Origin of the sequence: Bradyrhizobium sp. Leo170, from assembly GCF_004296405.1 — a bacterium.
GTDB lineage: Bacteria > Pseudomonadota > Alphaproteobacteria > Rhizobiales > Xanthobacteraceae > Bradyrhizobium.
This window is the reverse complement of record NZ_PSRR01000038.1, coordinates 11,851-33,299: the sequence shown is the minus strand read 5'-3', so window position 1 is coordinate 33,299 and position 21,449 is coordinate 11,851. Positions and strand designations below refer to the sequence as shown.

Annotated in this window: 20 protein-coding genes; 12 read left to right on the top strand and 8 right to left on the bottom strand. The window is 63.3% G+C overall.

Translation table 11 applies throughout. The features are described 5' to 3' along the window. Positions 1-6 precede the first annotated feature (6 nt). Genes CWO89_RS09830 through CWO89_RS09815 form a run of 4 tightly spaced genes read left to right on the top strand, consistent with a single transcriptional unit; the run spans position 7 to position 3,889 of the window. Positions 7-702 (top strand): urease subunit gamma, encoded by a 696-nt coding sequence (locus CWO89_RS09830; RefSeq protein WP_130578424.1) that lies wholly within the window; start codon positions 7-9, stop codon positions 700-702. 2 nt (positions 703-704) lie between these two features. Further along, positions 705-2,414 carry an urease subunit alpha gene (gene ureC / locus CWO89_RS09825; RefSeq protein ID WP_130578423.1) on the top strand — a complete coding sequence of 570 codons (1,710 nt, stop codon included), beginning with the start codon at positions 705-707 and terminating at the stop codon, positions 2,412-2,414. 4 nt (positions 2,415-2,418) lie between these two features. Then, the gene (ureG, locus tag CWO89_RS09820) at positions 2,419-3,075 is read left to right on the top strand and encodes an urease accessory protein UreG (RefSeq protein WP_130578422.1); all 657 of its coding nucleotides are present in this window, start codon (positions 2,419-2,421) and stop codon (positions 3,073-3,075) included. After that, complete coding sequence (locus tag CWO89_RS09815) at positions 3,041-3,889, top strand: urease accessory protein UreD (RefSeq protein ID WP_130578421.1); 849 nt, start codon at positions 3,041-3,043, stop codon at positions 3,887-3,889. The genes ureG and CWO89_RS09815 overlap by 35 nt, the downstream gene beginning before the upstream one ends. A 2-nt stretch (positions 3,890-3,891) precedes the next feature. Here the strand turns inward: CWO89_RS09815 and CWO89_RS09810 are convergent, their stop codons facing one another. From CWO89_RS09810 to CWO89_RS09780, 8 genes are all read right to left on the bottom strand, one after another. Beyond that, positions 3,892-5,931, bottom strand: coding sequence for a nitric oxide reductase activation protein NorD (locus tag CWO89_RS09810; RefSeq protein WP_245475935.1), 2,040 nt, complete (start codon positions 5,929-5,931; stop codon positions 3,892-3,894). 33 nt (positions 5,932-5,964) lie between these two features. After that, on the bottom strand, positions 5,965-6,198 hold the full coding sequence (locus CWO89_RS47750) for a hypothetical protein (protein ID WP_245475933.1): 234 nt from the start codon (positions 6,196-6,198) through the stop codon (positions 5,965-5,967). Continuing rightward, positions 6,195-6,995, bottom strand: coding sequence for a CbbQ/NirQ/NorQ/GpvN family protein (locus CWO89_RS09805; protein ID WP_130578420.1), 801 nt, complete (start codon positions 6,993-6,995; stop codon positions 6,195-6,197). The genes CWO89_RS47750 and CWO89_RS09805 overlap by 4 nt, the downstream gene beginning before the upstream one ends. 244 nt (positions 6,996-7,239) lie before the next feature. Continuing rightward, a complete protein-coding gene (gene glnT, locus CWO89_RS09800) occupies positions 7,240-8,538 on the bottom strand; it encodes a type III glutamate--ammonia ligase (RefSeq protein WP_130578419.1) in 1,299 nt (432 codons plus the stop codon). Positions 8,539-8,563: 25 nt separating this feature from the next. Beyond that, entirely contained in the window at positions 8,564-9,895 is a 1,332-nt protein-coding gene (locus CWO89_RS09795; protein WP_130578418.1) for an FMN-binding glutamate synthase family protein, read from the bottom strand. Positions 9,896-9,904: 9 nt separating this feature from the next. After that, positions 9,905-10,591 (bottom strand): GltB/FmdC/FwdC-like GXGXG domain-containing protein, encoded by a 687-nt coding sequence (locus tag CWO89_RS09790; protein ID WP_130578417.1) that lies wholly within the window; start codon positions 10,589-10,591, stop codon positions 9,905-9,907. Then, entirely contained in the window at positions 10,591-11,487 is an 897-nt protein-coding gene (locus CWO89_RS09785) for a class II glutamine amidotransferase (RefSeq protein ID WP_130578416.1), read from the bottom strand. Before CWO89_RS09785 ends, CWO89_RS09790 begins: the two co-directional genes overlap by 1 nt. A 104-nt stretch (positions 11,488-11,591) precedes the next feature. Further along, positions 11,592-12,254, bottom strand: coding sequence for a helix-turn-helix domain-containing protein (locus CWO89_RS09780; protein ID WP_130578415.1), 663 nt, complete (start codon positions 12,252-12,254; stop codon positions 11,592-11,594). A gap of 316 nt (positions 12,255-12,570) precedes the next feature. Between CWO89_RS09780 and CWO89_RS09775 the strand changes: the two genes are divergently transcribed. The 8 genes from CWO89_RS09775 (at position 12,571) to CWO89_RS09740 (ending at position 21,448) form a co-directional block, all read left to right on the top strand. Beyond that, on the top strand, positions 12,571-13,884 hold the full coding sequence (locus tag CWO89_RS09775) for a transporter substrate-binding domain-containing protein (protein WP_130578414.1): 1,314 nt from the start codon (positions 12,571-12,573) through the stop codon (positions 13,882-13,884). 68 nt (positions 13,885-13,952) lie between these two features. After that, positions 13,953-14,855, top strand: a complete 903-nt coding sequence (gene urtB, locus CWO89_RS09770) for an urea ABC transporter permease subunit UrtB (protein ID WP_130578413.1) — start codon at positions 13,953-13,955, stop codon at positions 14,853-14,855. Between the two features lie 36 nt (positions 14,856-14,891). Further along, the gene (urtC, locus tag CWO89_RS09765) at positions 14,892-15,995 is read left to right on the top strand and encodes an urea ABC transporter permease subunit UrtC (protein WP_130578412.1); all 1,104 of its coding nucleotides are present in this window, start codon (positions 14,892-14,894) and stop codon (positions 15,993-15,995) included. A gap of 9 nt (positions 15,996-16,004) precedes the next feature. Next, on the top strand, positions 16,005-16,748 hold the full coding sequence (urtD, locus tag CWO89_RS09760; protein ID WP_130578411.1) for an urea ABC transporter ATP-binding protein UrtD: 744 nt from the start codon (positions 16,005-16,007) through the stop codon (positions 16,746-16,748). A 2-nt stretch (positions 16,749-16,750) separates the two neighbouring features. Next, entirely contained in the window at positions 16,751-17,449 is a 699-nt protein-coding gene (urtE, locus tag CWO89_RS09755; protein ID WP_130578434.1) for an urea ABC transporter ATP-binding subunit UrtE, read from the top strand. An 18-nt stretch (positions 17,450-17,467) separates the two neighbouring features. Continuing rightward, positions 17,468-17,908: a N,N-dimethylformamidase alpha subunit family protein gene (locus CWO89_RS09750; RefSeq protein WP_130578410.1), complete on the top strand. Its 441-nt coding sequence runs from the start codon at positions 17,468-17,470 to the stop codon at positions 17,906-17,908. A gap of 38 nt (positions 17,909-17,946) precedes the next feature. Then, positions 17,947-20,346, top strand: coding sequence for a N,N-dimethylformamidase beta subunit family domain-containing protein (locus CWO89_RS09745; RefSeq protein ID WP_130578409.1), 2,400 nt, complete (start codon positions 17,947-17,949; stop codon positions 20,344-20,346). Between the two features lie 67 nt (positions 20,347-20,413). Beyond that, the gene (locus CWO89_RS09740; RefSeq protein ID WP_130578408.1) at positions 20,414-21,448 is read left to right on the top strand and encodes a Rieske (2Fe-2S) protein; all 1,035 of its coding nucleotides are present in this window, start codon (positions 20,414-20,416) and stop codon (positions 21,446-21,448) included. Position 21,449 lies beyond the last annotated feature (1 nt).

Sequence of the window (21,449 nt, the reverse complement as noted above, 5' to 3'; positions counted from 1 at the left end):
GATAGCATGCTGCTGACGCCCACGGAGCTGGAACGGTTGACGATCTTCAATGCCGCGGAACTGGCGCGCCGCCGCCGCGCGCGGGGACTGAAGCTGAACTATCCCGAAGCGGTCGCGATCATCACCGACGAGATCCTCGAAGGCGCGCGTGACGGCCGCTCGGTTGCCGACCTCATCGGTTATGGCTCTACGATCCTCTCCACCGACGACGTGCTGCCCGGCATTGCCGCGATGATGCATATCATCCAGGTCGAATGCGTCTTCGGCGATGGCACCAAGCTGGTCACGGTGCATGAGCCGATCCGCCCTCCGCCGGGTGCTGCCGCCGATGTCGAGCATCCAGGCGTGATCACCGTACGGGACGGCCAGCTCGAACTCAATGCCGGCCGGCGCAAGGTGAAGCTGGCCGCGGTCAACACCGGCGACCGTCCGATCCAGATCGGCTCGCATTTCCATTTCTTCGAGGTCAACAAGGCGCTCGAATTCGACCGCGCCGCCGCCTTCAACATGCGGCTCGACATTCCCGCCGGCACGGCCGTACGCTTCGAGCCCGGCGCGTCCAAGGAAGTATCGCTGGTCGAATTCGGCGGACGCCGCGAACTGACCGGGCTCAACAACCTCACCGACGGCCTCGGCACCGATCCGGCCGTGCGGGACGCCGCGCTGGCGCGAGCCAAAGCACGCGACTTCAGGGGGGCATAACCGTGGCAATGATCGACCGGCGCGATTACGCCGCACTTTATGGGCCGACCACCGGCGACTCCGTCCGCCTCGGTGACACCTCGCTGATGGCCGTGGTCGAGAAGGATTACGCCGTCTATGGCGATGAGTGCCTGCACGGCGGCGGCAAGACCTTGCGCGACGGCTTCGGCATGGCCGGCATCACCTCGGCCGAAGGTGCGCTCGACTTCCTGCTCTGCAATGTCGTGGTGATCGATCCCGTGATCGGCATCGTCAAGGGCGATCTCGGCATCAGGAACGGGCGCATCGTCGGCATCGGCAAGGCCGGCAATCCAGCGATCATGGACGGCGTCGATCCTCGGCTGATCGTTTCGACCGGCACCACCGTGCGCGATTGCGAGGGCCTGATCGCAACGCCCGGCGCGATCGATGTCCACGTCCATTTCGACAGCGCCGGCCTGGTCGAGCATGCGCTTGCCAGCGGCATCACCACCATGATCGGCGGCTCGCTCGGACCGATCACGGTCGGCATCGATTCCGGCGGCCCCTTCAATACCGGCAAGATGCTGCAGGCCGCAGAAGCCTGGCCGATGAATTTCGGCTTCCTCGGCCGCGGCAACTCGCATCGCGTGCCGCCGATGGTCGAGCAGTTCGAGACCGGCGTCATGGGATTGAAGCTGCACGAGGACTGGGGCTCGATGCCGGCCGCGATCGACACCTGCCTCCGCGTCGCGGACGAATACGATTTCCAGGTCCAGATCCACACCGATACGCTGAACGAATCCGGCTTCGTCGAGAACACGCTGGAAGCGATCGGCGGCCGCACCATTCACATGTATCACACCGAGGGCGCCGGCGGCGGCCACGCGCCCGATATTATCCGTGTCGCCGGCGAGATGCACTGCCTGCCGTCATCGACCAATCCGACCAATCCGTTCACGGTCAACACCTTCGACGAACATCTCGACATGACCATGGTATGCCACCACCTCAATCCGGCGATTCCGGAGGATGTGGCGTTCGCGGAAAGCCGGATCCGCGCGCAGACCATTGCGGCCGAGGACGTGCTGCACGACATCGGCGCGATCTCGATGCTCGGCTCCGACAGCCAGGGCATGGGCCGCATCCACGAAGTGATCTGCCGCACCTGGCAGCTCGCCTCGAAGATGAAGGACCAGCGCGGCGCACTGCCGGAAGACCGCGCGGGCTTCGGCGACAATGCGCGCATCCGCCGTTATGTGGCGAAGTACACCATCAATGCCGCGAGGACATTCGGCATCGCTGACCATGTCGGCTCGCTAGAAGACGGCAAACTTGCAGACATCGTGGTGTGGCGCCCGGCGTTCTTCGGCATCAAGCCGGAGCTGGTGATCAAGGGCGGCTTCATCGCCTGGGGCGCGATGGGCGACAGCGCGGCCTCGCTGATGACCTGCGAGCCGATCCTGATGCGCCCGCAATGGGGCGCGTTCGGCCGCGCGCCGGCGGCGCTGTCGGCCTGCTTCGTACATCCGCTGGCGCTGCAGCGCGATCTCGCCGGCTCGCTCGGCCTGTCGAAGAAATTGCTGCCGGTGAAGGGGACACGCAAGCTCTCCAAGCGCGACCTGCTCTGGAACGACTTTTGCCCAAAGATCACCGTCGATCCTGAAACCTTCGACGTCTTCGTCGACGGCGCGCTTGCGACCTGCGAGCCGGCGCGCGAATTGCCGCTGGCGCGGCGCTATATGCTGAGGTGATGCGATGCTCGACAAGCTGAGACCTGCTGAGCGCGCCGCAACCCACCCCGGTCCCGCCGCGGCGCGGGTCGGCATCGGCGGTCCAGTCGGTTGCGGCAAGACCGCGCTGATCGAGGCGCTGATCCCGGTACTGCAGCGCCGCGGTATCGATTTTGCCGTGGTGACGAACGATCTCGTGACCAAGGAGGATGCCGAGCGATTGCGCCGTTCCGGCCTGATCGATCCGGCGCGCGTCTCCGCGGTCGAGGCCGGTGCCTGTCCGCACACGGTGATCCGCGAGGACCCGACGCTCAACATCGCCACCGGCGACGATCTGGAAGCGCGGTTTCCCGGGCTTGAGCTGATCCTGTTCGAATCCGGCGGCGATAATCTCGCCTCGACCTTCTCGCTCGACCTGGTCGATTGGTGGATGTTCGTGATCGATGTCGCCGGCGGCGACGACATTCCGCGCAAGAAGGGGCCCGGCCTGCTCCGCTGCGACCTCCTCGTCGTCAACAAGGTCGATCTTGCGCCATATGTGGGTGTCGAGCTCGAACCGATGCTGGCAGAGGCGGTCCGGGTAAGGGGCGGACGGCCGGTGCTTGCGACCAACGCGCGCGCCGGTGCCGGTATAGAGGCGGTTGCCGATGCGATCTCTGCCGCTGTCCTCTTCCGCATTTGACTCCGGCCGCAGCGCCGAAGCGCATCTCGCCGCGGACCTTGCCGGCGGCCGCACCGTGCTGCGGCGCCAGCATGTCGGCTATCCCTTTCACGTCACCCGCGGCTTCTATCTGGACGCGGCGCGGCCCGAGCTGCTCACGCTTTATCTGCAGTCGGCCTCCGGCGGGCTCTATGCCGGCGACCGCCTCAAGCTCGATGTGGACGTTGCCGCCAATGCCGCGTTTCACCTGACGACGCAGGCGTCCACCGTCGTGCATGACGGACGCGAGGCCGGCACGCTGCAGCAGCAATCCATCACAGTCGGTCCGGGCGCGTTCTGCGCGATCGCGAGCGATCCCTGTGTGCTGTTTCCCGGCGCCGATCTGTGCCTCGACACCATCGCGACGGTGGCGGAGGATGCGGTGCTGTTCCTGGCCGACGGATTTGCCGTGCACGACCCGCGGCAGGCGGGACGGCCGTTCGCATCGTTCTCCAGCCGGCTGCGCATCCTGCGTCCCGACGGCCGCGTTCTGCTGCTCGATCGCGGATCTATCCGGGGCAATGAGGCGCGCGCCGGCTCGCTCGGCGACATGGCGGCCGCTGCGACCGTCGTGCTGATCGCTCCGCCGGACGAATTGCCCGATGTTGGAACCCTCGGCCAGATCGTTGATGGCTGCGGCTGCCTGTCGGGTGCTTCGCCTGCGCCGAACCAAGCTGGACTCGTGATGCGGATATTGGCGCCGGACGGCGGCACGCTCGCGCGCGGGCTCGAAGCGGCGTTCCATGTCGCCGGACGCGCGGCGCTCGGCTCCGATCTCGTGCGCCGGCGCAAGTAGGCTCAGCGCCGCGCCAGGCGGAAATAGAGTTCGGACAGTCGCCCCGGCAAATCCTCGATCCGGTGCACCATCATCGTGTTGCCGCGCCCGAAGATCCGCGACGCCGCCTGGATGCCGGCCTTGCCGAGCACCACGCCGTAGGCATCGACGCCGGCGTTCTTCAGGCCGAGCGCAGCGCGGCGCGCATCCTCGACCAGGTCGAGCGGATCGGACACGTCGATATCGGACGGCTCGCCGTCGGTCAGCACGATCACCAGCTTGCGGCCGGAATTGGTCTTGCCGATCACCTTTCCCGCATGGCGCAGCGCGGTGCCGAGCCGCGTCGACAGTCCCGATCTCAGCCCGGCGAGCCGGGCCACGCAGCTCCGGTCGTACGGCTCCTCGAAGGATTTTACCGTGGTCATCCTGACGTCGTCGCGTCCGTCCGAGGCGAACGCCTTGAGGCTGAAGGGATCGCCGAGCCTTCCCATCGCCTCCGCCAGCACCGCAACCGCCAGGCGCTCGACATCTAGAATGGTCGCGCCGGAGGCGAGCGGGTCGTGCGTCGACTCCGAGACATCGATCAATAGCAGCGCCGCGAGATCGCGATGAACTGATGTCGACGAGCGGAACACGCGCGGATCCGGCTCCTGCCCGATGCGCAGCGCGATGCCGGCGTCGAGCGCGGCGTCGATATCGATGTCGTGGCCCTCATGCTGCCGGTTGAGACGAATGGTGCGGCCGATCCGCACGCCGCGCACCAATCGTCCGATCCGGCTGCGCAGCGCCTCTGCATGGTCGAGCGCGGCTTCGATCAGGCGCGGATCGCCGGCATGCGCGGCCACCTCGCGCACCGTGGTCCACTCGGGGCGTTCGATGCCATGGGCGCGGTCCCATTCCGGATATTTTGCGATGATGGTGCCGCGCTCGTCCGGCGCTACCGGCCGGCCGCGTCCGAGCGTTTCACCTTGTTGGTCTGGTTCGTTGCCGTTGCCATCAGGCGCTTCCTGCCGCTCCATCCGCACTGCATCGACCGGCAGTTCCATCACCTCGCCTGAGGGAGGAGCGTTCTCGCCGAAGTCCCATAGTCCCAGGCCGTCGTCGCGATAGACAGGCTCGACGACGTAGGTCTTGACGTTGAACTGCACCCGCATCTGGCCGAGGTCGTTGCCCAGCAGCATGCCGATCTCGCGGCTGATGGCGGGGTCGTCGATGCGAGGCAAGGCCGCCTGAAACATTGCGCGGCCCTTGGCGACAAAGCTGTCGTCATCGACATAGGCGGGATCGAACAGCGCGCGCGCCAGCCGTGCCAGCAAGGTCGGTGCCGCCACCACACCCGACGGCGTCGCCACGTGATAGGGCGCCCACAGCCGCCGCAGGCCCGGCAATTGCCGCATCGCCAGCGTCTCGATACGGGCGTCCTCGATCAGATTGACGAGTGCGATCTGCAGCGGCTTCAGCGTGCCGACCGGAAACAGCCCGTCGCCCAGCACGAGATGCGCCTGCGCATGCGCCGCCGCGGCGCGGAACAGCGCTCGCGCCGCATCGCACTGCACGCCGCGAAAGGTTTCCGGCAAGCGAATCAAGGGGCCAGCAATCGAGGTCCGCCGCTGCGGCGCCTGGCTGATGTCGGCGGCAAGGCTGCGCAGCAAAGGGGGCTTGCCCCAGAGCGCAGTGATGAACGCCTTCAGCTCGATCTCGGTTTCCAGGAATGTCACGCTGCCGATATCGCGCGCGATCATACGGCGCGCGAGCTCGTCCTCGAGGTGGAAGAATGCCAGCCGTCGCGCCTTGTTGCCGGATGCCAATTTCAGTCCGGCCGCGACGAAATTCTCGAAGGCGTCGATCGTGCCGGGGGCGAGAATTGCGGCGATGTTGTCTGCGGTCGGCGCAACCGATTCCGGCGCCTGCTGCGCCAGCAGATCCATCACCCGCCACCATCGCGCCAAAGCCGGGCCGCTGCCGAAGAGGCGCGAGGCAATCGGCAGCGCCTTCAGGGCGGCGGTCGCAGCCTGCGCGCCGGCGTTTCGGCAGATGTCGGCCGCAATCTGGCCCGCTACCAAAAGCGGTGCGATTTCCCGATGGTCACCTGTGTTCTAATAGGCGATCAGGCAGGCGGGCCCGGCATTGACATGCGCGAGCGTCAGCACGGCGCCGGCCCAGGCTTCGAGCTCGTTCACACCGAAACGCTGCGAGAGATCGTCCCAGGCTATCAGGAACATCGGCCGCAGCGTCTCGCGTTGGAGCATCAAACGATGGATCCGGCGCGTCGCGCTGTCCTCCTCGTCGGGAGGCACCAGCTGCAGCGTGACCTGCTTGGCTGCGTTCACGGCAGGCAGGCCTGGATGGCGTCGCTGAGCGCCGCGCGGATGTCAGGGTTATCGGTGATCGGCAGCACGATGGAGGATTGCACGGCGACGTCGAGCGGCAAGCCTGCGCGCACCATCCGCCCGGCATGGATCAGCATGCGGGTGGAAGCGCCCTCGTCGAGGCCGTGGCCCTGCAGATTGCGCGAGCGCTGCGCGATCGCGACCAGGATGCCGGCAAGCTCGTCATCGGTGCCGCACTCGCGGACGATGATGGCGGCTTCCGTGGTCGGCGGCGGATAGGAGAAATCGATCGCGACGAAGCGCTGCTTGGTCGATTCCTTCAGATCCTTGACCGCGCTCTGGTAGCCCGGATTGTAGGAGATCGTGAGCTGGAAATCGCCGTGCGCCGGCACGATCTCGTTGTGCTTCTCCAGCGGCAGGATGCGGCGCGCGTCGGTAAGCGGATGGATCACTACGGTGGTGTCCTGCCGCGCCTCGACGATCTCGTCGAGGTAGCAGATCGCGCCGTGGCGCACCCCGAGCGTCAGCGGCCCGTCGTGCCACACGGTTCCCTGCGGCTCCAGCAGGTAACGCCCTGCGAGATCGGCGGCAGTCATGTCCTCATGCGCTGCCACCGTGATCAGCGGCTTGCCGAGCCGCCAGGCCATGTGCTCGACGAAGCGGGTCTTGCCGCAGCCGGTCGGTCCCTTCAGCATCACCGGCAGGCGCTCGGCATAGGCGGCCTGAAAGGTCTCGATCTCATGGCCGAGCGGCTGGTAGTAGGGCTCGTCGGCGATCCGGTAGGCGTCGAGATTCATGAAACATCCTCCGTGCATGACGAAGGATTGATGCCGCGAGGCCGAGCGCCACCGTCCCTCCGTGAATGGGATTGGCAGTCGTTGCCTTGGAACACGCTGCAGCATCGAAGCGTGCGAACAGGCGAATAGCGCCTTAATCAATTACAGCCCGAAAGGCCGGACAAAACAAGTGGATTCGAGCGGATCGGCCAGATCTCCATGGGCATGTACTGCACCTGAGCGGCAGGCGAACGACGGATCCATGTCAGCAATCCAACGTGGTCTCGCGCTCCCATTGCGTGAGGTGTCGTGAAAAGTCGTTCCACTCCTGGTGCTTCAGCTTCAGATAGGCCGGCACGTATTCGCCGAGGCTGTCGCTCAATAGTCTGGAGCCTTCCAGTGCTCGTAGGGCATCGAGCAGGTTGAGCGGGAGTTTCTTGACGTCCTGCACCAGATGGCCGTCAGTGTACATGTTGATGTCGAGGCGCCTGCGGGGGTCGCGGTTGCTCTGGATGCCATCGAGCCCGGCGGCCAGGATGGCGGCCTGCATGGCATAGGGATTGGCCGCGCCGTCAGCGAGGCGCAGTTCGAACCGTCCCGCTTCAGGTATTCGGATCATGTGCGTCCGGTTGTTGCCCGAGAAGGTGACCGTGTTCGGGCTCCAGGTTGCCCCGGACAGCGTGCGCGGCGCGTTGATCCGCTTGTAGGAGTTCACCGTCGGATTGAGAATGGCCGCCAGCGCGTCGGCAGAATGAATGATGCCGCCGATAAAGGCGTATCCGATCGATGAAATGCCGAGCTCGCCCTTTTCGTCTTCAAAGAGATTCCTGTTGCCCTTCCACAGCGAGACGTGGACGTGACAGCCGTTGCCCGTAAGGCCGGAGAACGGCTTCGGCATGAAAGTCGCGCGAAGCTGATGCTTCTCGGCAATCGACTTCACCATGTATTTGAAAAAGGCGTGGCGGTCGGCGGTAACCAACGCATCGCTATAGTCCCAGTTCATCTCGAACTGGCCGTTCGCGTCCTCGTGGTCGTTCTGGTAGGGATTCCAGCCCAGTTGGAGCATGCCGTCGCAGATTTCGCTGATCACCTCGTAGCGCCGCATCAGCGCCGACTGATCGTAGCAGGGCTTGGCCTGACGATCGGAGATGTCGCCGATGTTCTCCCCGTCCGGCGAGATCAGGAAGAATTCGCATTCGACGCCGCTCTTGAGCTGAAAGCCGCGGTCGGCCGCCGTTGCGATCAGTCTCTTCAGCATATTGCGTGGCGCCTGCTCGACCAGCTTGCCGCCCATCCATGGATCGGCGGCTAGCCAGCCGACCTCCGGCTTCCAGGGAAGTTGAATCAGGCTGTCCGGATCGGGAATGGCAAGGATATCCGGATCGGCCGGCGTCATGTCGAGCCAGGTGGCGAAGCCGGCGAAACCGGCGCCGTTCCTCGCCATGCCTCCGATCGCTTCGGCCGGAACAAGCTTGGCACGCTGGGTGCCCAGCAGATCGGTGTAGGAAATCAGGAAGTACTTGATCTTCCGTTCTTTGGCGGCTTCAGCAAGATCGATCGACATGGTGCCTCTTCATCAGCGGTAAGTGTCAGTATCGGTCCCGGCCAGGAGTCCAATTGGTGCCGACGAGCGGAACGCGCGCGATCGCAGCCGCTTCGACGGTGAGTGCGACAAGGTCTTCAGGTTCGAGATTGTGGACGTGGTTCTTGCCGCAGGCGCGTGCGATTGTCTGCGTTTCCAGCGTAAGAACGGACAGGAAGTTGGCAAGCCGCCGCCCCGCGACGACCGGATCGAGGCGCTTTGCAAGCTCCGGATCCTGCGTGGTGATGCCCGCCGGATCCAATCCCTCATGCCAGTCGTCATAGGCGCCGGCCGTCGTGCCGAGCTTGTTGTATTCGCTTTCGAGCGCCGGGTTATTGTCGCCCAGCGCGATCAGCGCCGCCGTGCCGATCGCGACCGCGTCGGCTCCGAGGGCGAGCGCCTTGGCGACGTCGGCGCCGTTGCGAATGCCGCCGGAGATGATCAACTGCACCTTGCGGTGCATGCCCAGTTCCTGGAGCGCCTCCACCGCGGGGCGCACCGCCGCCAGCGTCGGAATACCGACGTTCTCGATGAAGACCTCCTGCGTGGCGGCCGTTCCGCCCTGCATGCCGTCGATCACGACGACATCCGCACCGGCCTTCACGGCCAGGGCCGTGTCGTAATACGGGCGGCTCGCCCCAACCTTCACGTAGATCGGCTTCTCCCAATCGGTGATTTCGCGCAGTTCCTCGATCTTGATCTCGAGGTCATCGGGGCCGGTCCAGTCGGGGTGACGGGAGGCGGAACGCTGATCGATGCCTTCCGGCAGCGTGCGCATCTCGGCCACGCGCCTGGAGATCTTCTGTCCCAGCAGCATGCCGCCGCCGCCAGGCTTGGCGCCCTGGCCGACCACGATCTCGATGGCATCGGCGCGGCGCAGATCGTCGGGGTTCATTCCGTAGCGTGAAGGGAGATATTGGTAGACGAGGAGCGACGAATGAGCGCGCTCCTCGTTGGTCATGCCGCCGTCGCCGGTCGTCGTGCTGGTTCCGACCGCGCTGGCACCGCGGCCGAGCGCTTCCTTTGCCGTGCTCGACAATGCGCCGAAGCTCATGCCGGCAATGGTGACGGGCGTCTTGAGGTGGATCGGCTTTTTCGCAAAGCGAGAGCCGAGCACGACGTCGGTGCCACACTTTTCGCGATAACCCTCCAACGGATAGCGCGATATGGAGGCGCCGAGAAACAGCAGGTCGTCGAAATGCGGTACCCGTCGCTTGGCGCCGCCGCCGCGGATGTCATAGATGCCGGTGGCCGCGGCGCGCTGAATCTCAGAAATCGTGTAGCGGTCGAAGGTTGCTGAGAAGCGCGGTTCCGTTCTTATCGGTTTTGGGGCTGCCATCGTCTGCCGTCAGTAGGATGCAATGTTGTCGATGTGGAAGTTGTAGAGACGGCGTGCCGACCCATACATGCGAAACTCGTCGAGGTTGGCGTCTTCGACGCCGGCCCGGTGGAGCAGTGCGGCGAGGCGGGCCTTGTCCTCCTTCGCCATCGGCTTTTCGATACAGTCGGCGCCGAGACTCTTCACCTTTCCCCGCACGAAGATGGTCGCTTCGTAGATGGAATCGCCGAGGGCCTCTCCGGCATCGCCGAAGACGACGAGGTTGCCGGCCTGGGCCATGAAAGCGCTCATGGCGCCGATCGAACCCTTGACGATGATGTCGATGCCCTTCATCGAGATTCCGCAGCGTGCGGCTGCGTCACCATCGACGATCAGCAGTCCGCCGTGACCGGTGGCGCCGGCGGATTGGCTCGCATCGCCCATCACATGAACGACGCCCGACATCATGTTCTCTGCGACGCCCGTTCCGGCATTGCCGTGAATGCGGATCGACGCCTGCTTGTTCATACCGCCGCAGTAATAGCCGACATGTCCGTTGATATCGATTTCGATGGGTGCATCGACGCCCGTTCCGATCGCATGCTTGCCGTTGGAGTTGCTGACTTCCCACAGGGTCTCGTTGGTATCAGGTACGAGACGGTGCAGCGCCGCGTTGAGTTCTCGGACTGTTTGCCGCTCCAGATCGATCACGGGCATTATCGACGTTCCCAAGCGTAGACGGTCGCCGGTTCGGGCTCGAAGACGCGGGCGTTCTCGATGCCTGGCAACGCCGAGAGGGCGCGAAACTCGGAGCCAAATGCGACATAGTCATCGGACTCGGCAAGGATGGCCGGTTTGCAGGCGATCGGATCGCGGAGCACGGCGAAGCCGTCGCGGGTACCGACGACGAAGGTGAAGAAGCCGTCGAGTGCGACAAGGCTGGACGTCAACGCCTGCTTGAGGCTGTCGCCTTCGCGCATCCGCCACGTCAGATAGCCCGCGGCCACCTCGGAATCGTTCTCGGTCTCGAAGACGAAACCTTCGCGCTTGAGGCCGCGCCGGACCGCGTTGTGGTTGGAGAGCGAACCATTGTGGACGAGGCACTGGTCGGCGCCCGTCGAGAAGGGGTGAGCGCCATTAGTGGTGACCGCCGATTCAGTCGCCATGCGCGTATGGCCGATGCCGTGGGTGCCTTGCATCGCGGGCAGCGAGAACTGGTCGGCGACGCGCTCCGGCAGGCCGACCTCCTTGTAGATCTCCATCCGGGAGCCGGCGCTGACGAGATGTATCTCGGGATGATGCTCGCGCAGCCAGGCCAGGGCCTGCGCCTGTTGCTCACGGGGTATCGTCACCACGACATGATTGGAGCGCCGCACCAGATCGACCGGCGCTTTCAGCACCGCGCCGAGCGTCCTCGCCAGATCGCGGTCCACGGCCGCGTCGGCGGCGCGCAGCGTCAGCTTGATGAGATCGTCGGCCCCTGCGCCATAGATCGCTATGCCTGCGCTGTCCGGACCGCGGGCCGACATCGTCGCGAGCATGCGCGAAAGGTGTTCGCCCAGCTCCGGCTGAAGCTGTTCGTTCTTGAGAAACAATCCGACAATGCCGCACATGCGCTGCTCCCTGACTTGGAGAGCAAATGTAGCAGCTTCGGACGCTTCGTCAATCGTGAGGAATAAGTTTTTCCTGATAAGAAATTGGGCGCGATGAGGCAGAATTAGGCGGGGCGCCGCGGATACACGATGATCGAGAGGTAAGTCATCGGCCGCTTCACCAGCACTTCGGGCCCATGCAGCGCGCCGGAGTCGAACAGCATGGAATCGCCCGGGCGTAACCGGTAGCTCTTGTTGCCGTGACGGTAGATCACCTCGCCGGTGAGCATGTAGATGAACTCTGTGCCGGCGTGCTGGAATCCCGTATAGGCCTCGGCCTCTTCCTTCAGCGTGATGAGGTACGGCTCGACGACGACGTCCTCGCCGCTCACATGTCCGAGCAGTTGGTACACATGTCCCACCTTGGTGCCGCGTCGTTCGATGACCACGCCTTGCTTGGCGCGAACGAAGGAGCAGTCGCGCCGCTCCTCGGATGCCGCGAACAGCAAACTAAGCGGCACAGTAAGCGCGTTCGCAATCGACTGTAGCGTGGAAAGCGACGGCGAAATCTGGCCGTTCTCGATTTTCGAAAGCATGCCGGCCGAGATGTTCGCGGCGCTCGCCAGATCAAGCACCGAGAGATCCTGCTGACGTCGGGTATCCCTGATCTTCGCGCCGAGCGCGCGCTCCAGACTTCGGCTGCTTTCGACCGGCGCATTCGAGCCCGTGCGGTAGTCCGAATTCTCGATGACCGTTTCCTTCGGCGTTGCCGCGCTCTTTCTTTTCATCTGCATGTTATCCCGTTCTTATCAGCGCAAGTCGTAACACGATGGCAGGCGGAGGCGGTAAGAATTTTTCAGCCCGCAACCGCGACGTGTGACTTGGCGTCTGACTTGGCGCCGCGCCGCGGCTCGTCGGCTCGCAGAACTTCCGAACGATGTCGCGATCAATCGCGGCCGTGCAGTTGCGTCGCCCGACGCAGTAAAAACCGAGCTGTCCTCATTGTAACTGTCAGTGCACAAATTTTACTCTTGAGAAAGTTCGGGTCACTTGTATCGTTTAGAAAATAGATTTCGTGTAGAGAAAATCACTTGAGAGGCTGTTATGCGGGCAGATCGTCGTGCTTTCATGAAGGCAACGCTCGGAGCTGCGACGGTCCTTGCCGCTCCATACGGGTTCGTAAAGAGCACCAATCAGGCGTGGGGAGCTCAGTCCTGGATCAAGAAGGGTGAGCCCATCAAGGTCGGACTCCTGTTTTCGCTCACCGGCGGCCTCGCGGTGCCGGAGGAGGACTCGACGCTCGTGATGCAGTACGCGATCGACGAGATCAACAAGGCCGGCGGCATCGCCGGTCAACCGATCGAGCCGGTGATCGTCGACGCGAAGTCGGACTTCAACGTCTATTCGGAGAAGACCAAGGAACTCATCCTGCGCAATCGGGTCGTCGCGCTGTTCGGCTGCTACACCTCGGCGAGCCGCAAGGCGATCCTGCCGACCGTCATGGCGCAGAACCACCTGCTTTACTACCCGACCTGCTATGAGGGCGCGGAATGCACTCAGAACACGATCTGCACCGGTCCGCTGGCGAACCAGCACTCGAAGGACCTGATTCCGTTCATGGTCCAGCAGTTCGGCAAGAAGGTCTTCTTCGTCGGCTCCAACTATGTCTGGCCGAAGGAATCCAACAAGAACGCCAAGGTCTGGCTGCAGCAGGCTGGCGGCGAACTGCTTGGTGAGGAATACATCCCGCTCGGCAGTTCGGAATTCGGCCCCGTGCTCAACAAGATCCGGGAGGCGAAGCCGAACTTCATCTTCTCGACCGTGGTCGGTGCATCCGACATCGCTTTCCACAAGCAGTTCAAGCAGGAGGGCTTCAAGGTCGACTCGATGCCGATTGCTTCGCTCACTACGGGCGAGATCGAAACCCGCGCGATGGGCAACGAGTTCGGGGCCGGCCACTTTCTCTCGGCGCCGTATTTCCAGGGGCTCGACAATCCGACCAACCACAAGTTCGTGGAGGGATTCCTGAAGAGCAAGTACGGCAAGAACGGTGTCACCCACTACAATATGGAAGAGACCTATCTTTCCGCCTACGTCTTCAAGTACGGTCTCGAAAAGGCCATCGCCAAGGTTGGCCTGGAGGAGGTGACGCCGCGCGCGATCCGCGACAGTACCGGCGGCATCAAGGTCGAGGATGCGGTTTCCCCAGAAGGACTGATCTGGATCGACGATCAGAACTTCAACGCCTGGCTGAAGCCGAAAATCGGCCAGTGCCAGGCCGACGGCAGCTTCAAGATCGTGAAGGCTTCGGCAGAGCACGTCGCGCCGGACCCGTATTCGATCTATCCGGACCTCGGCAAGTGCACGGCGGACGGCCTCAAAGCTGCCGACGGCAAAGTGCGCAAGAGCGTGATCTGAACACAGCGAAAAACAGCAGCCGTGGCGTGCGCGTCGCGCGCCACGGTCGGCTTGGCACGGAGCGAGCTATGGCGGTCGGATCGTTCTTCACGTCCTTCGATCTCAGCGCGTTCATCAACGCGCTGATCCTCGGAATCAGCATTGCCAGCATCTGGCTGATTGCTGCGTTGGGGCTCACGATCATCTATGGCGCGGTCGGCGTGATCAACATGGCCCATGGCGAGTTCATCATGCTCGGCGCCTACAGTTCGTACATGTTGCAGAGCTTCCTCGGGCTGCCTTTTCTGTTGTGCGTTCCGGCTTCTTTCCTGATCGTTGTCGCGGTCGGCCTGATCCTGGAACGCGGATTGATCCGCTACCTCTACAAACGCCCGTTGGATACGCTGCTTGCCACGTTCGGCGTATCGCTTGTGCTCATGCAGGGGGTGCGACTGATCTTCGGCAGCGATCCCAAATATCTTGCGGTACCGCCGATCTTCTCGAGCAACATCCAGTTCGCCTTCGTCAATATTTCCGTTTTCCGCGTAGTGGTGCTCCTGGTCACCATCGCGGTCGTCGTGGCGCTCTGGGCCCTGTTCTACCGGACGCGTTTCGGTGTTCAGGTGCGCGCGGTGATGCAGGACAAGGAGATGGCGGCGTCCTTCGGCGTCAATGCCGATCGCGTCTACATGCTGACCTTCGCGCTTGGCGCGGGCCTTGCCGGTCTCGCGGGATCTCTTTTCGGTGTTCTCAATATCGTTCTGCCCACGATGGGGGCGGCCTATGTGGTGCAAGCCTTCCTGGTGGTCGTGGTCGGCGGCGGCACGCTGGCGGGCAGCGTGGCAGCGGGTGGCGCGACCGGCGAACTGCAATCGATCTTCGCCTATTTCACCAACGACACTTTCGCCCGCTTCGTGCTGTTCGTGATGATCGTGGTGTTCCTCCGGATACGGCCACAGGGCTTGTTCGCGCCATCCGCAAAGCGTCGGTGAAGGCTGCGGCACCGGGATCGGGAAGGGAATGGCGAAATGAATCTCTATCACAAGGTAAGCGCGCAATGGCTGGCCTATCTGGTCTTCTATGCCGTGCTTGCAATGGTGCCTTTGGTCGTGAGCGATAATTTCCTGCTTAATCAGCTCTCGACATATGGCGTGTTCGCAATGCTCGCGCTTTCCGTCAGCCTGTGCTGGGGCTTCGGTGGCATCCTCAATCTCGGACAGGGCATTCCCTTTGGTCTTGGCGCCTACGGCATGGCGATGACCATGCAGATGCAGTCGCAAGACGAATCGAACCCGATGCCGCCCTTCATGCTCAACAACAGCCTGGATCACCTCCCGCTGTTCTGGGTACCCTTTGGCAATACGACGGTCGGCATCGTGCTGGCGCTCGTTGTCCCGACGCTGTTCTGCGCGATCTTCGGCGGGCTGATGTTCCGCGCCCGCGTGTCCGGCCCGTTCTTTGCGATCATGACGCTCGCGATGCTGAGCGCGTGGTACACGCTGATCCTCGACATTCAACCTTACACCAACGGCGTCAACGGCATCACGCCGCCGGCTGCCCTGAAGCTCGGGGAACTGGTGGTCGATCCCTATAGCCCGGGCGCCTACTGGCTGGTGCTCGGTCTGTTGATCGCCGCAACTGTGGTGGCCAAGCTGATGACGCTCAGCCGGTTCGGCCTCGTCGTACAGTCGATCCGAAATGACGCCGAGCGGGTCCGCTTCCTCGGCTACAATGTTGCCGGCTACGAGACCGCCATCTACACCGTGTCCGGCCTCTTTGCCGCCGTGGCCGGCTGCTGCTGGGTCATCCTGACGCAATATGTCTCGCCGGCACAGTTCGATACCACCTTCAGCCTTTCGATAGTGATCTGGGCCGGCATCGGCGGGCGCATGTCGCTGATGGGCGCCATCCTCGGCGCCTTCCTGATTCAGGGCGCGCAGAGCTATCTGGGCGACGCGTTCCTCAATACCTGGCTCCTGATCCTCGGCGGATTCTTCATCCTGGTCGTGCGCTTCCTGCCGAAGGGACTGATCGGGCTGGTCGAAAGTGCGCTGGGCCGGATCTCGATCGGCTCGAAGAAGGGCGGCAACGGCGTTTCCGCCCCGCGCCTCTATCCGCAGCCAGGCGAGTAGGGGGCGGTCATGGGGTTCCTGGAAATCCGCAACCTCTGCAAGAGCTTCGACACCGTCTCGGTGATCAACGACTTCAGCTTCGAGCTCGTGGAACAAACGCTGTGCTGCCTCGTCGGGCCGAACGGCGCCGGCAAGACCACGACCATGGACCTGATCACCGGCCGGCAGAAGCCGACCTCGGGCCGGATTCTGTTCTGCGATGACGATATCACCGGTCTCGACGAGCACGAGATCGCCCGGCGCGGCATCGGCCGCAAATTCCAGGTGCCCGCGGTGTTCCGCGATCTGAAGGTACGGCAGAACCTCGAAGTCGCTTACAGCCGCAGCACCAACCCGCTGAAGAATTTCTTCCGCTTCAGGGAGCCGTTCTTCGCCGAGAAGCTCGAGGAGATCCTCGCGCTGACGGGGCTTGGCAACCGCCTGAACGTCGAAGCGGGCATCCTGTCGCACGGCGAGACCCAGTGGCTCGAGATCGGGATGGTGCTGATGCAGAATCCGCGCCTTCTTCTGTTGGACGAACCGGTCGCCGGCATGACCGAATCCGAGATCGAGAAGACCGCTGAGATATTCAACCGCCTCAAGCAGACCAACACGCTCGTCGTCGTCGAGCACGACATGGCCTTCGTCCGCCAGATCGCCGACATGGTCACGGTGATGCATATGGGCAGCTTGCTCGCCCATGGATCGATCGGCGACATCGAGGCCAATGAACGCGTGCGCGAGGTCTATCTCGGCGAGACGGAGGACGCGTGACCATGTTGCTGTCGATGGACCGCGTCACCTCCTATTACGGCAAGACGCCAATCCTGAAGGATTTCTCCTTCGGCGTGGAAGAGGGCAAGTGCCTCTGTGTGCTCGGCCGCAATGGCGTCGGCAAGACCACGTTGATGCGAACGATCATGGGCCTGACCGACAGGTCGGTTGGCGAGATCACCATCGAGGGGCAGGACATTGCGTCCTCGCCAACCCATCTCCGGGCCAGGCTCGGTATCGGTTACGTGCCGCAGGGGCGCGGAATTCTCTCGGAGTTCACCGTCCGAGAGAACATTCTCCTGGGCACCTTCGCACGCCACGATGGCCGTCCCGAGATTCCCGAGGTTTGCCTCCAGATGTTCCCCTATCTGAAGGCTAATCTCGACCGCCGGGCAGGCCTCCTGTCCGGCGGACAGAAACAGCAGCTTGCGATTGCACGCGGGTTGGCGGTCGATCCGAAGATCCTTCTGCTCGACGAGCCCACCGAGGGCATCCAGCCCAATATCGTGCATGAGATCGGCGAAACCTTGCTGACGCTCAACCGCAAGCTCGGCATCACGCTTCTCCTGACCGAGCAGCACATCCGCGTGGCTCGGCGGCTGGGGGATGCGTTCCTCATGGTCGACAATGGACGCGTGGTCGCCAGCGGCCCGATGGCCGAACTCACCGATGACGTGATCCACAAGTATCTCACCATCTAGTCAACACGGAGCAGATAGATGATTCCGATACCCCGGCCCTCTTCGTCCGATGCGCAGCGCATGATCAAGGAGCACAAGGAATGCATCGACTCCATGAAGGGGGTCGCCGGCAACAGCGTGCTCAAATGCGCGACGCCGGGCGACACCACCACGGTCACGGGAGGCATTCACGAGGACTTCCAGCTCAATCGCGTCCTGCTGCGCATGCGGGCGCAGCCGGCGAAAGGCAAGCTCGTCGTCGTCTGCACCAAGGTCGAAAAGGAGTGGCGCATCGCCTGCCTTTCCGGCATCCGCGGCGTGCCGCCGGAATTCATCAACGACAAGGTCTATGACAATGAGCAGGACCCGCAGCATGACATCTTTCTGATGCGGCTGGAGGAGTTCGCTGAGTACGACGGTTTCCCGGAACACTTCCGCGAGGGATGGAAACGCCGAGACGACATGTGGGCGACGACCTGAAGGTTCAATGAGAAAAGTCAACTGTTGAGGGCACAATCATGAGTTGGATGACGATCACCGGCTACGCTGACAAGTTCAGCGTCCATCCGGGAGACACCATCAAGTTTTTTGTCAATTGCGACGGACCGGCCGACTACCAGGCGGAGATCGTCAAGATGATCCATGCCGACACCAATCCGCGCGGGCCGGGATTCATCGAGGAGAAGATCCAGGCTTCCTGCAACGGCACGTACAAGGGCATGAAGCAGGAGATCTACAGCGGCTCCTACGGATTCGTGGTCGACAAGCCGCAATTCTGTCTGGAAAGCGTAACGCTGCAGTGCTGGATCTGGCCGACCGCGCCGAAGACGCATCCCAAATACTGGAAGCACGGCGCGCAGGGCTTGGTCACCAAGTGGCACGACGGCAACGGATACGGGCTCTTCATCAACGAAGCGGGCTGCGTCGAATTCCGCGTCAACGACCAGGTCATCACCACCGGCGCGCCGCTTCGCGATCATGCCTGGCACTTCGTGGCGGCGTCGTTCGATGCCAAGACCGGAGAAGCCATTCTCTATCACGAGCCGCAGATCGTCTACGCACTTGATCCGGAGATACCGCCGGTCACGAAGAAACTCTCGACCAAGCTCACCTATGCGCCGGGAACGCCGACCGTGATCGCCGGCTATTGCGGCTCGTTCAGCGACGCCCCGCAGGGCAAGGCTTCGGTGCCGGCGGGCATCCTCATCAAGGGACATTACAACGGCAAGATCGACAGTCCGCGGATCTGCAACAGGGCGCTGAGCCGGCTCGAGATCGAGACCATGAAGCTCGGTGCGCAACCGGGTCTCAGCGAGCGGCGCAATTCGGGCCCGACCGGCAAGCTCTCCGAGGCCATCGTCGCATCATGGGATTTCTCCGACGGGATCAACACGCTGGTCGGGAAAGACAAGGGGCCATATTTGTTCCATGCCACGATCGTCAATTGCCCAACCCGGGCGATGACCGGCTACAACTGGGAAGGCCAGGTGTTCGACTGGAAGGTCGCACCGGAACAATACGGCGCCATCCATTTCCATGACGACGATATCGATGACGCCCGCTGGAGCACGAGCTTCGAGTGGAACGTGCCGAAGGGCACGGGCAGCAAGTTCTACGCCGCGAAGCTGACGGCGAAGGACGGAAGCGAGGACTACATCCCGTTCTGGGTGGTGCCTCGCGTCGGCGAAGAGACCGCGAAGATCGCCTTCATGGTGCCGACCATCAGCTACATGGCCTATGCCAACGAGCATCTCGCCAACAATGCCGGCGGCGCCGAACTGCTGGTCTATCGGGTGCCGATCATGCAGCAGCAGAACATGTTCCTGTCGGAGCATCGCGAATACGGTGGATCGATCTACGACACCCATACCGATGGCAGCGGTCTTTGCCTGTCGTCGCGGCTGCGGCCGATCCTCAGCATCCGGCCGAAGTACGATCACTTCCTGGCGCAGGCACCCTGGCAATACCCGGCCGATCTGCACATGATCTACTGGCTGGAGAAGAAGGGCTACGAGTATGACGTGATCACCGACGAGGACGCCACTTATGACGGCCTTGCGCGGCTTGAGAACTACAATGTCATCATCACCGGCTCGCATCCCGAGCATAACAGCGGACCGCAGCTCGACGCGCTCCACAACTACATGCAGCGCGGCGGCCGCTTCATGTATATGGGCGCGGACGGCTGGTACTGGGTGCACTCCTATCATCCCGCATATGACGGACAGGGTCGCGGCATCGTCACGGAGATGAGGCGCTGCGAAAGCGGCATTCGCACCTGGCGTGCCGATCCCGGCGAATATTATCACCAGGGCACGGGCGAACTCGGCGGCATGTGGCGGTTCCGCGGACGCTATCTGCATACGGTAGCCGGCACGGGCATGTCGTCGGAAGGTTTCGACATCTCGACCTACTATTCGAGGACTCCGGAGAGCAACGACACGCGCGTAGCCTGGGCCTTCGAGGGCATCTCCTACGACGAGAAGCTCGGCAATTTCGGTCTCGTCGGCGGCGGCGCCGCGGGCACCGAGCTCGACATCGTGGATACCATGCTCGGCAGCCCGCCGCACACGCTGGTGGTGGCAACCTCCGCAGGCCGCCACACAGAAGGCTATCTGCTGGTCATGGAGGACTACGGCTTCAACCAGCAGGGCCTTGACGGAACTCAGCACCCGCGCGTGCGCTCCGACATCGCCTATCATGAGACGCCAAACGGTGGCGGATCGTTCGCGTTCTCGTCGATCGCCTTCTGCGGCGCGCTGCCCTGGAACAACGGCGACAACAACATCTCGACGCTGGTCGGCAACGTACTGAACCGCTTCATGCAGGACGGTCCATTGCCGATGCCAGATCCGGAGGCGATCATCCATCGTGGCCGCGCCGACTACGACCAGCCCATGAACAAGGCGCGCAAGTAGCGCAGGAGAGGACGACGAAGGCGGCGCGGGTTTTTGCCAGCGCCGCCTCCGTGACGGAGGCGCAACGATGCTGACTCATCCGGATACGGTCTATATCGACGCGGGTATCGATTTCCTCGATCCCCGGCTCTATTCATCGTGTCGCGCGCCGTTCGGGCTCGCGACGATGCTTCCCCGCCGCGCCTATACATCGGAGGTGTTCGAACGCCTCGAGAACGAAAAGGTCTGGACGCGGGACTGGGTCTGCATCGGCACGTCGCCCGAAATCCCCGATCCGCTCGATCTGCTTCCCTACACGATCGGCCAGCACGCGATCCACGTTCAGCGATTGCCCGATGGCGGTTTGCAGGGACGGTTTAACAAGGCGCAGCACGGCGGCTGCCGGACGATACCGGCACAGTGCCGCACCGGCAAGAAGACCAGATGTTCCTACACCTCCTGCGGATTCAGCCGCGACCGCGACGTCATCCTCGCCAACGCCCTCGCCGAGATGTCGCCGCAGATGGGTCAGTATCTCGGTGCCGTGCCGGAGCGCCTTCTGCCGGTGAAGGTCAGGACCTCTGGCCCGCTGATCTTCGCGAACATCGATCCGACGCTGGACGCCGAACAGCGGCCGCTGCTTCCGGAATGGACGGAGAATCTTGTGCGCCTGGAAGGTCACTGGCAGGAACACCGTTCGAACTGGAAGCTTGCGGGTGCGACGATCGTCGACATCGCGCGCTCCAGCCTCGCCGGTGGCGGCGCCACCAACCATGTCAGCGCCGAATCGACGTTTCCCAATCTCGTTCTTGTCCGGTCCCGCTACGCAACCCTTGTGGTGGTGTTGCAGCCGACCGCACTGGACCAGACGCTCTGGCGGCTCTCCTTCTTCAGCCCGCCTGAGCTCTCGCGTTCCGCACATGAGGCCGCATGCGGCGGCCTCATGCGCCTGCTCGACCAGGCCGCCGGGCAGGCGTCCTCGCTGCAGGAGAAGATTGAGCTCTCGCTCGCGTCGGATCCGTCCGAGTCAAGCCGCGCCGGCTGGCTGTTCAACCAGGCCTTGATTGAGCGGGTCACCCGACATCATGTCGCCTACTGGAGTGCCCCCTTGATGCGAGCTTGAA

Coding starts and splice junctions, on each gene's coding strand:
- CWO89_RS09830 (WP_130578424.1), top strand. CDS start 7: ATGCTGCTGACGCCCACGGAGCTGGAACGGTTGACGATCTTCAATGCC.
- ureG (WP_130578422.1), top strand. CDS start 2,419: ATGCTCGACAAGCTGAGACCTGCTGAGCGCGCCGCAACCCACCCCGGT.
- CWO89_RS09815 (WP_130578421.1), top strand. CDS start 3,041: ATGCGATCTCTGCCGCTGTCCTCTTCCGCATTTGACTCCGGCCGCAGC.
- CWO89_RS09805 (WP_130578420.1), bottom strand. CDS start 6,995: ATGAATCTCGACGCCTACCGGATCGCCGACGAGCCCTACTACCAGCCG.
- glnT (WP_130578419.1), bottom strand. CDS start 8,538: ATGTCGATCGATCTTGCTGAAGCCGCCAAAGAACGGAAGATCAAGTAC.
- CWO89_RS09795 (WP_130578418.1), bottom strand. CDS start 9,895: ATGGCAGCCCCAAAACCGATAAGAACGGAACCGCGCTTCTCAGCAACC.
- CWO89_RS09790 (WP_130578417.1), bottom strand. CDS start 10,591: ATGCCCGTGATCGATCTGGAGCGGCAAACAGTCCGAGAACTCAACGCG.
- CWO89_RS09785 (WP_130578416.1), bottom strand. CDS start 11,487: ATGTGCGGCATTGTCGGATTGTTTCTCAAGAACGAACAGCTTCAGCCG.
- CWO89_RS09780 (WP_130578415.1), bottom strand. CDS start 12,254: ATGAAAAGAAAGAGCGCGGCAACGCCGAAGGAAACGGTCATCGAGAAT.
- CWO89_RS09775 (WP_130578414.1), top strand. CDS start 12,571: ATGCGGGCAGATCGTCGTGCTTTCATGAAGGCAACGCTCGGAGCTGCG.
- urtB (WP_130578413.1), top strand. CDS start 13,953: ATGGCGGTCGGATCGTTCTTCACGTCCTTCGATCTCAGCGCGTTCATC.
- urtC (WP_130578412.1), top strand. CDS start 14,892: ATGAATCTCTATCACAAGGTAAGCGCGCAATGGCTGGCCTATCTGGTC.
- urtD (WP_130578411.1), top strand. CDS start 16,005: ATGGGGTTCCTGGAAATCCGCAACCTCTGCAAGAGCTTCGACACCGTC.
- urtE (WP_130578434.1), top strand. CDS start 16,751: ATGTTGCTGTCGATGGACCGCGTCACCTCCTATTACGGCAAGACGCCA.
- CWO89_RS09750 (WP_130578410.1), top strand. CDS start 17,468: ATGATTCCGATACCCCGGCCCTCTTCGTCCGATGCGCAGCGCATGATC.
- CWO89_RS09745 (WP_130578409.1), top strand. CDS start 17,947: ATGAGTTGGATGACGATCACCGGCTACGCTGACAAGTTCAGCGTCCAT.
- CWO89_RS09740 (WP_130578408.1), top strand. CDS start 20,414: ATGCTGACTCATCCGGATACGGTCTATATCGACGCGGGTATCGATTTC.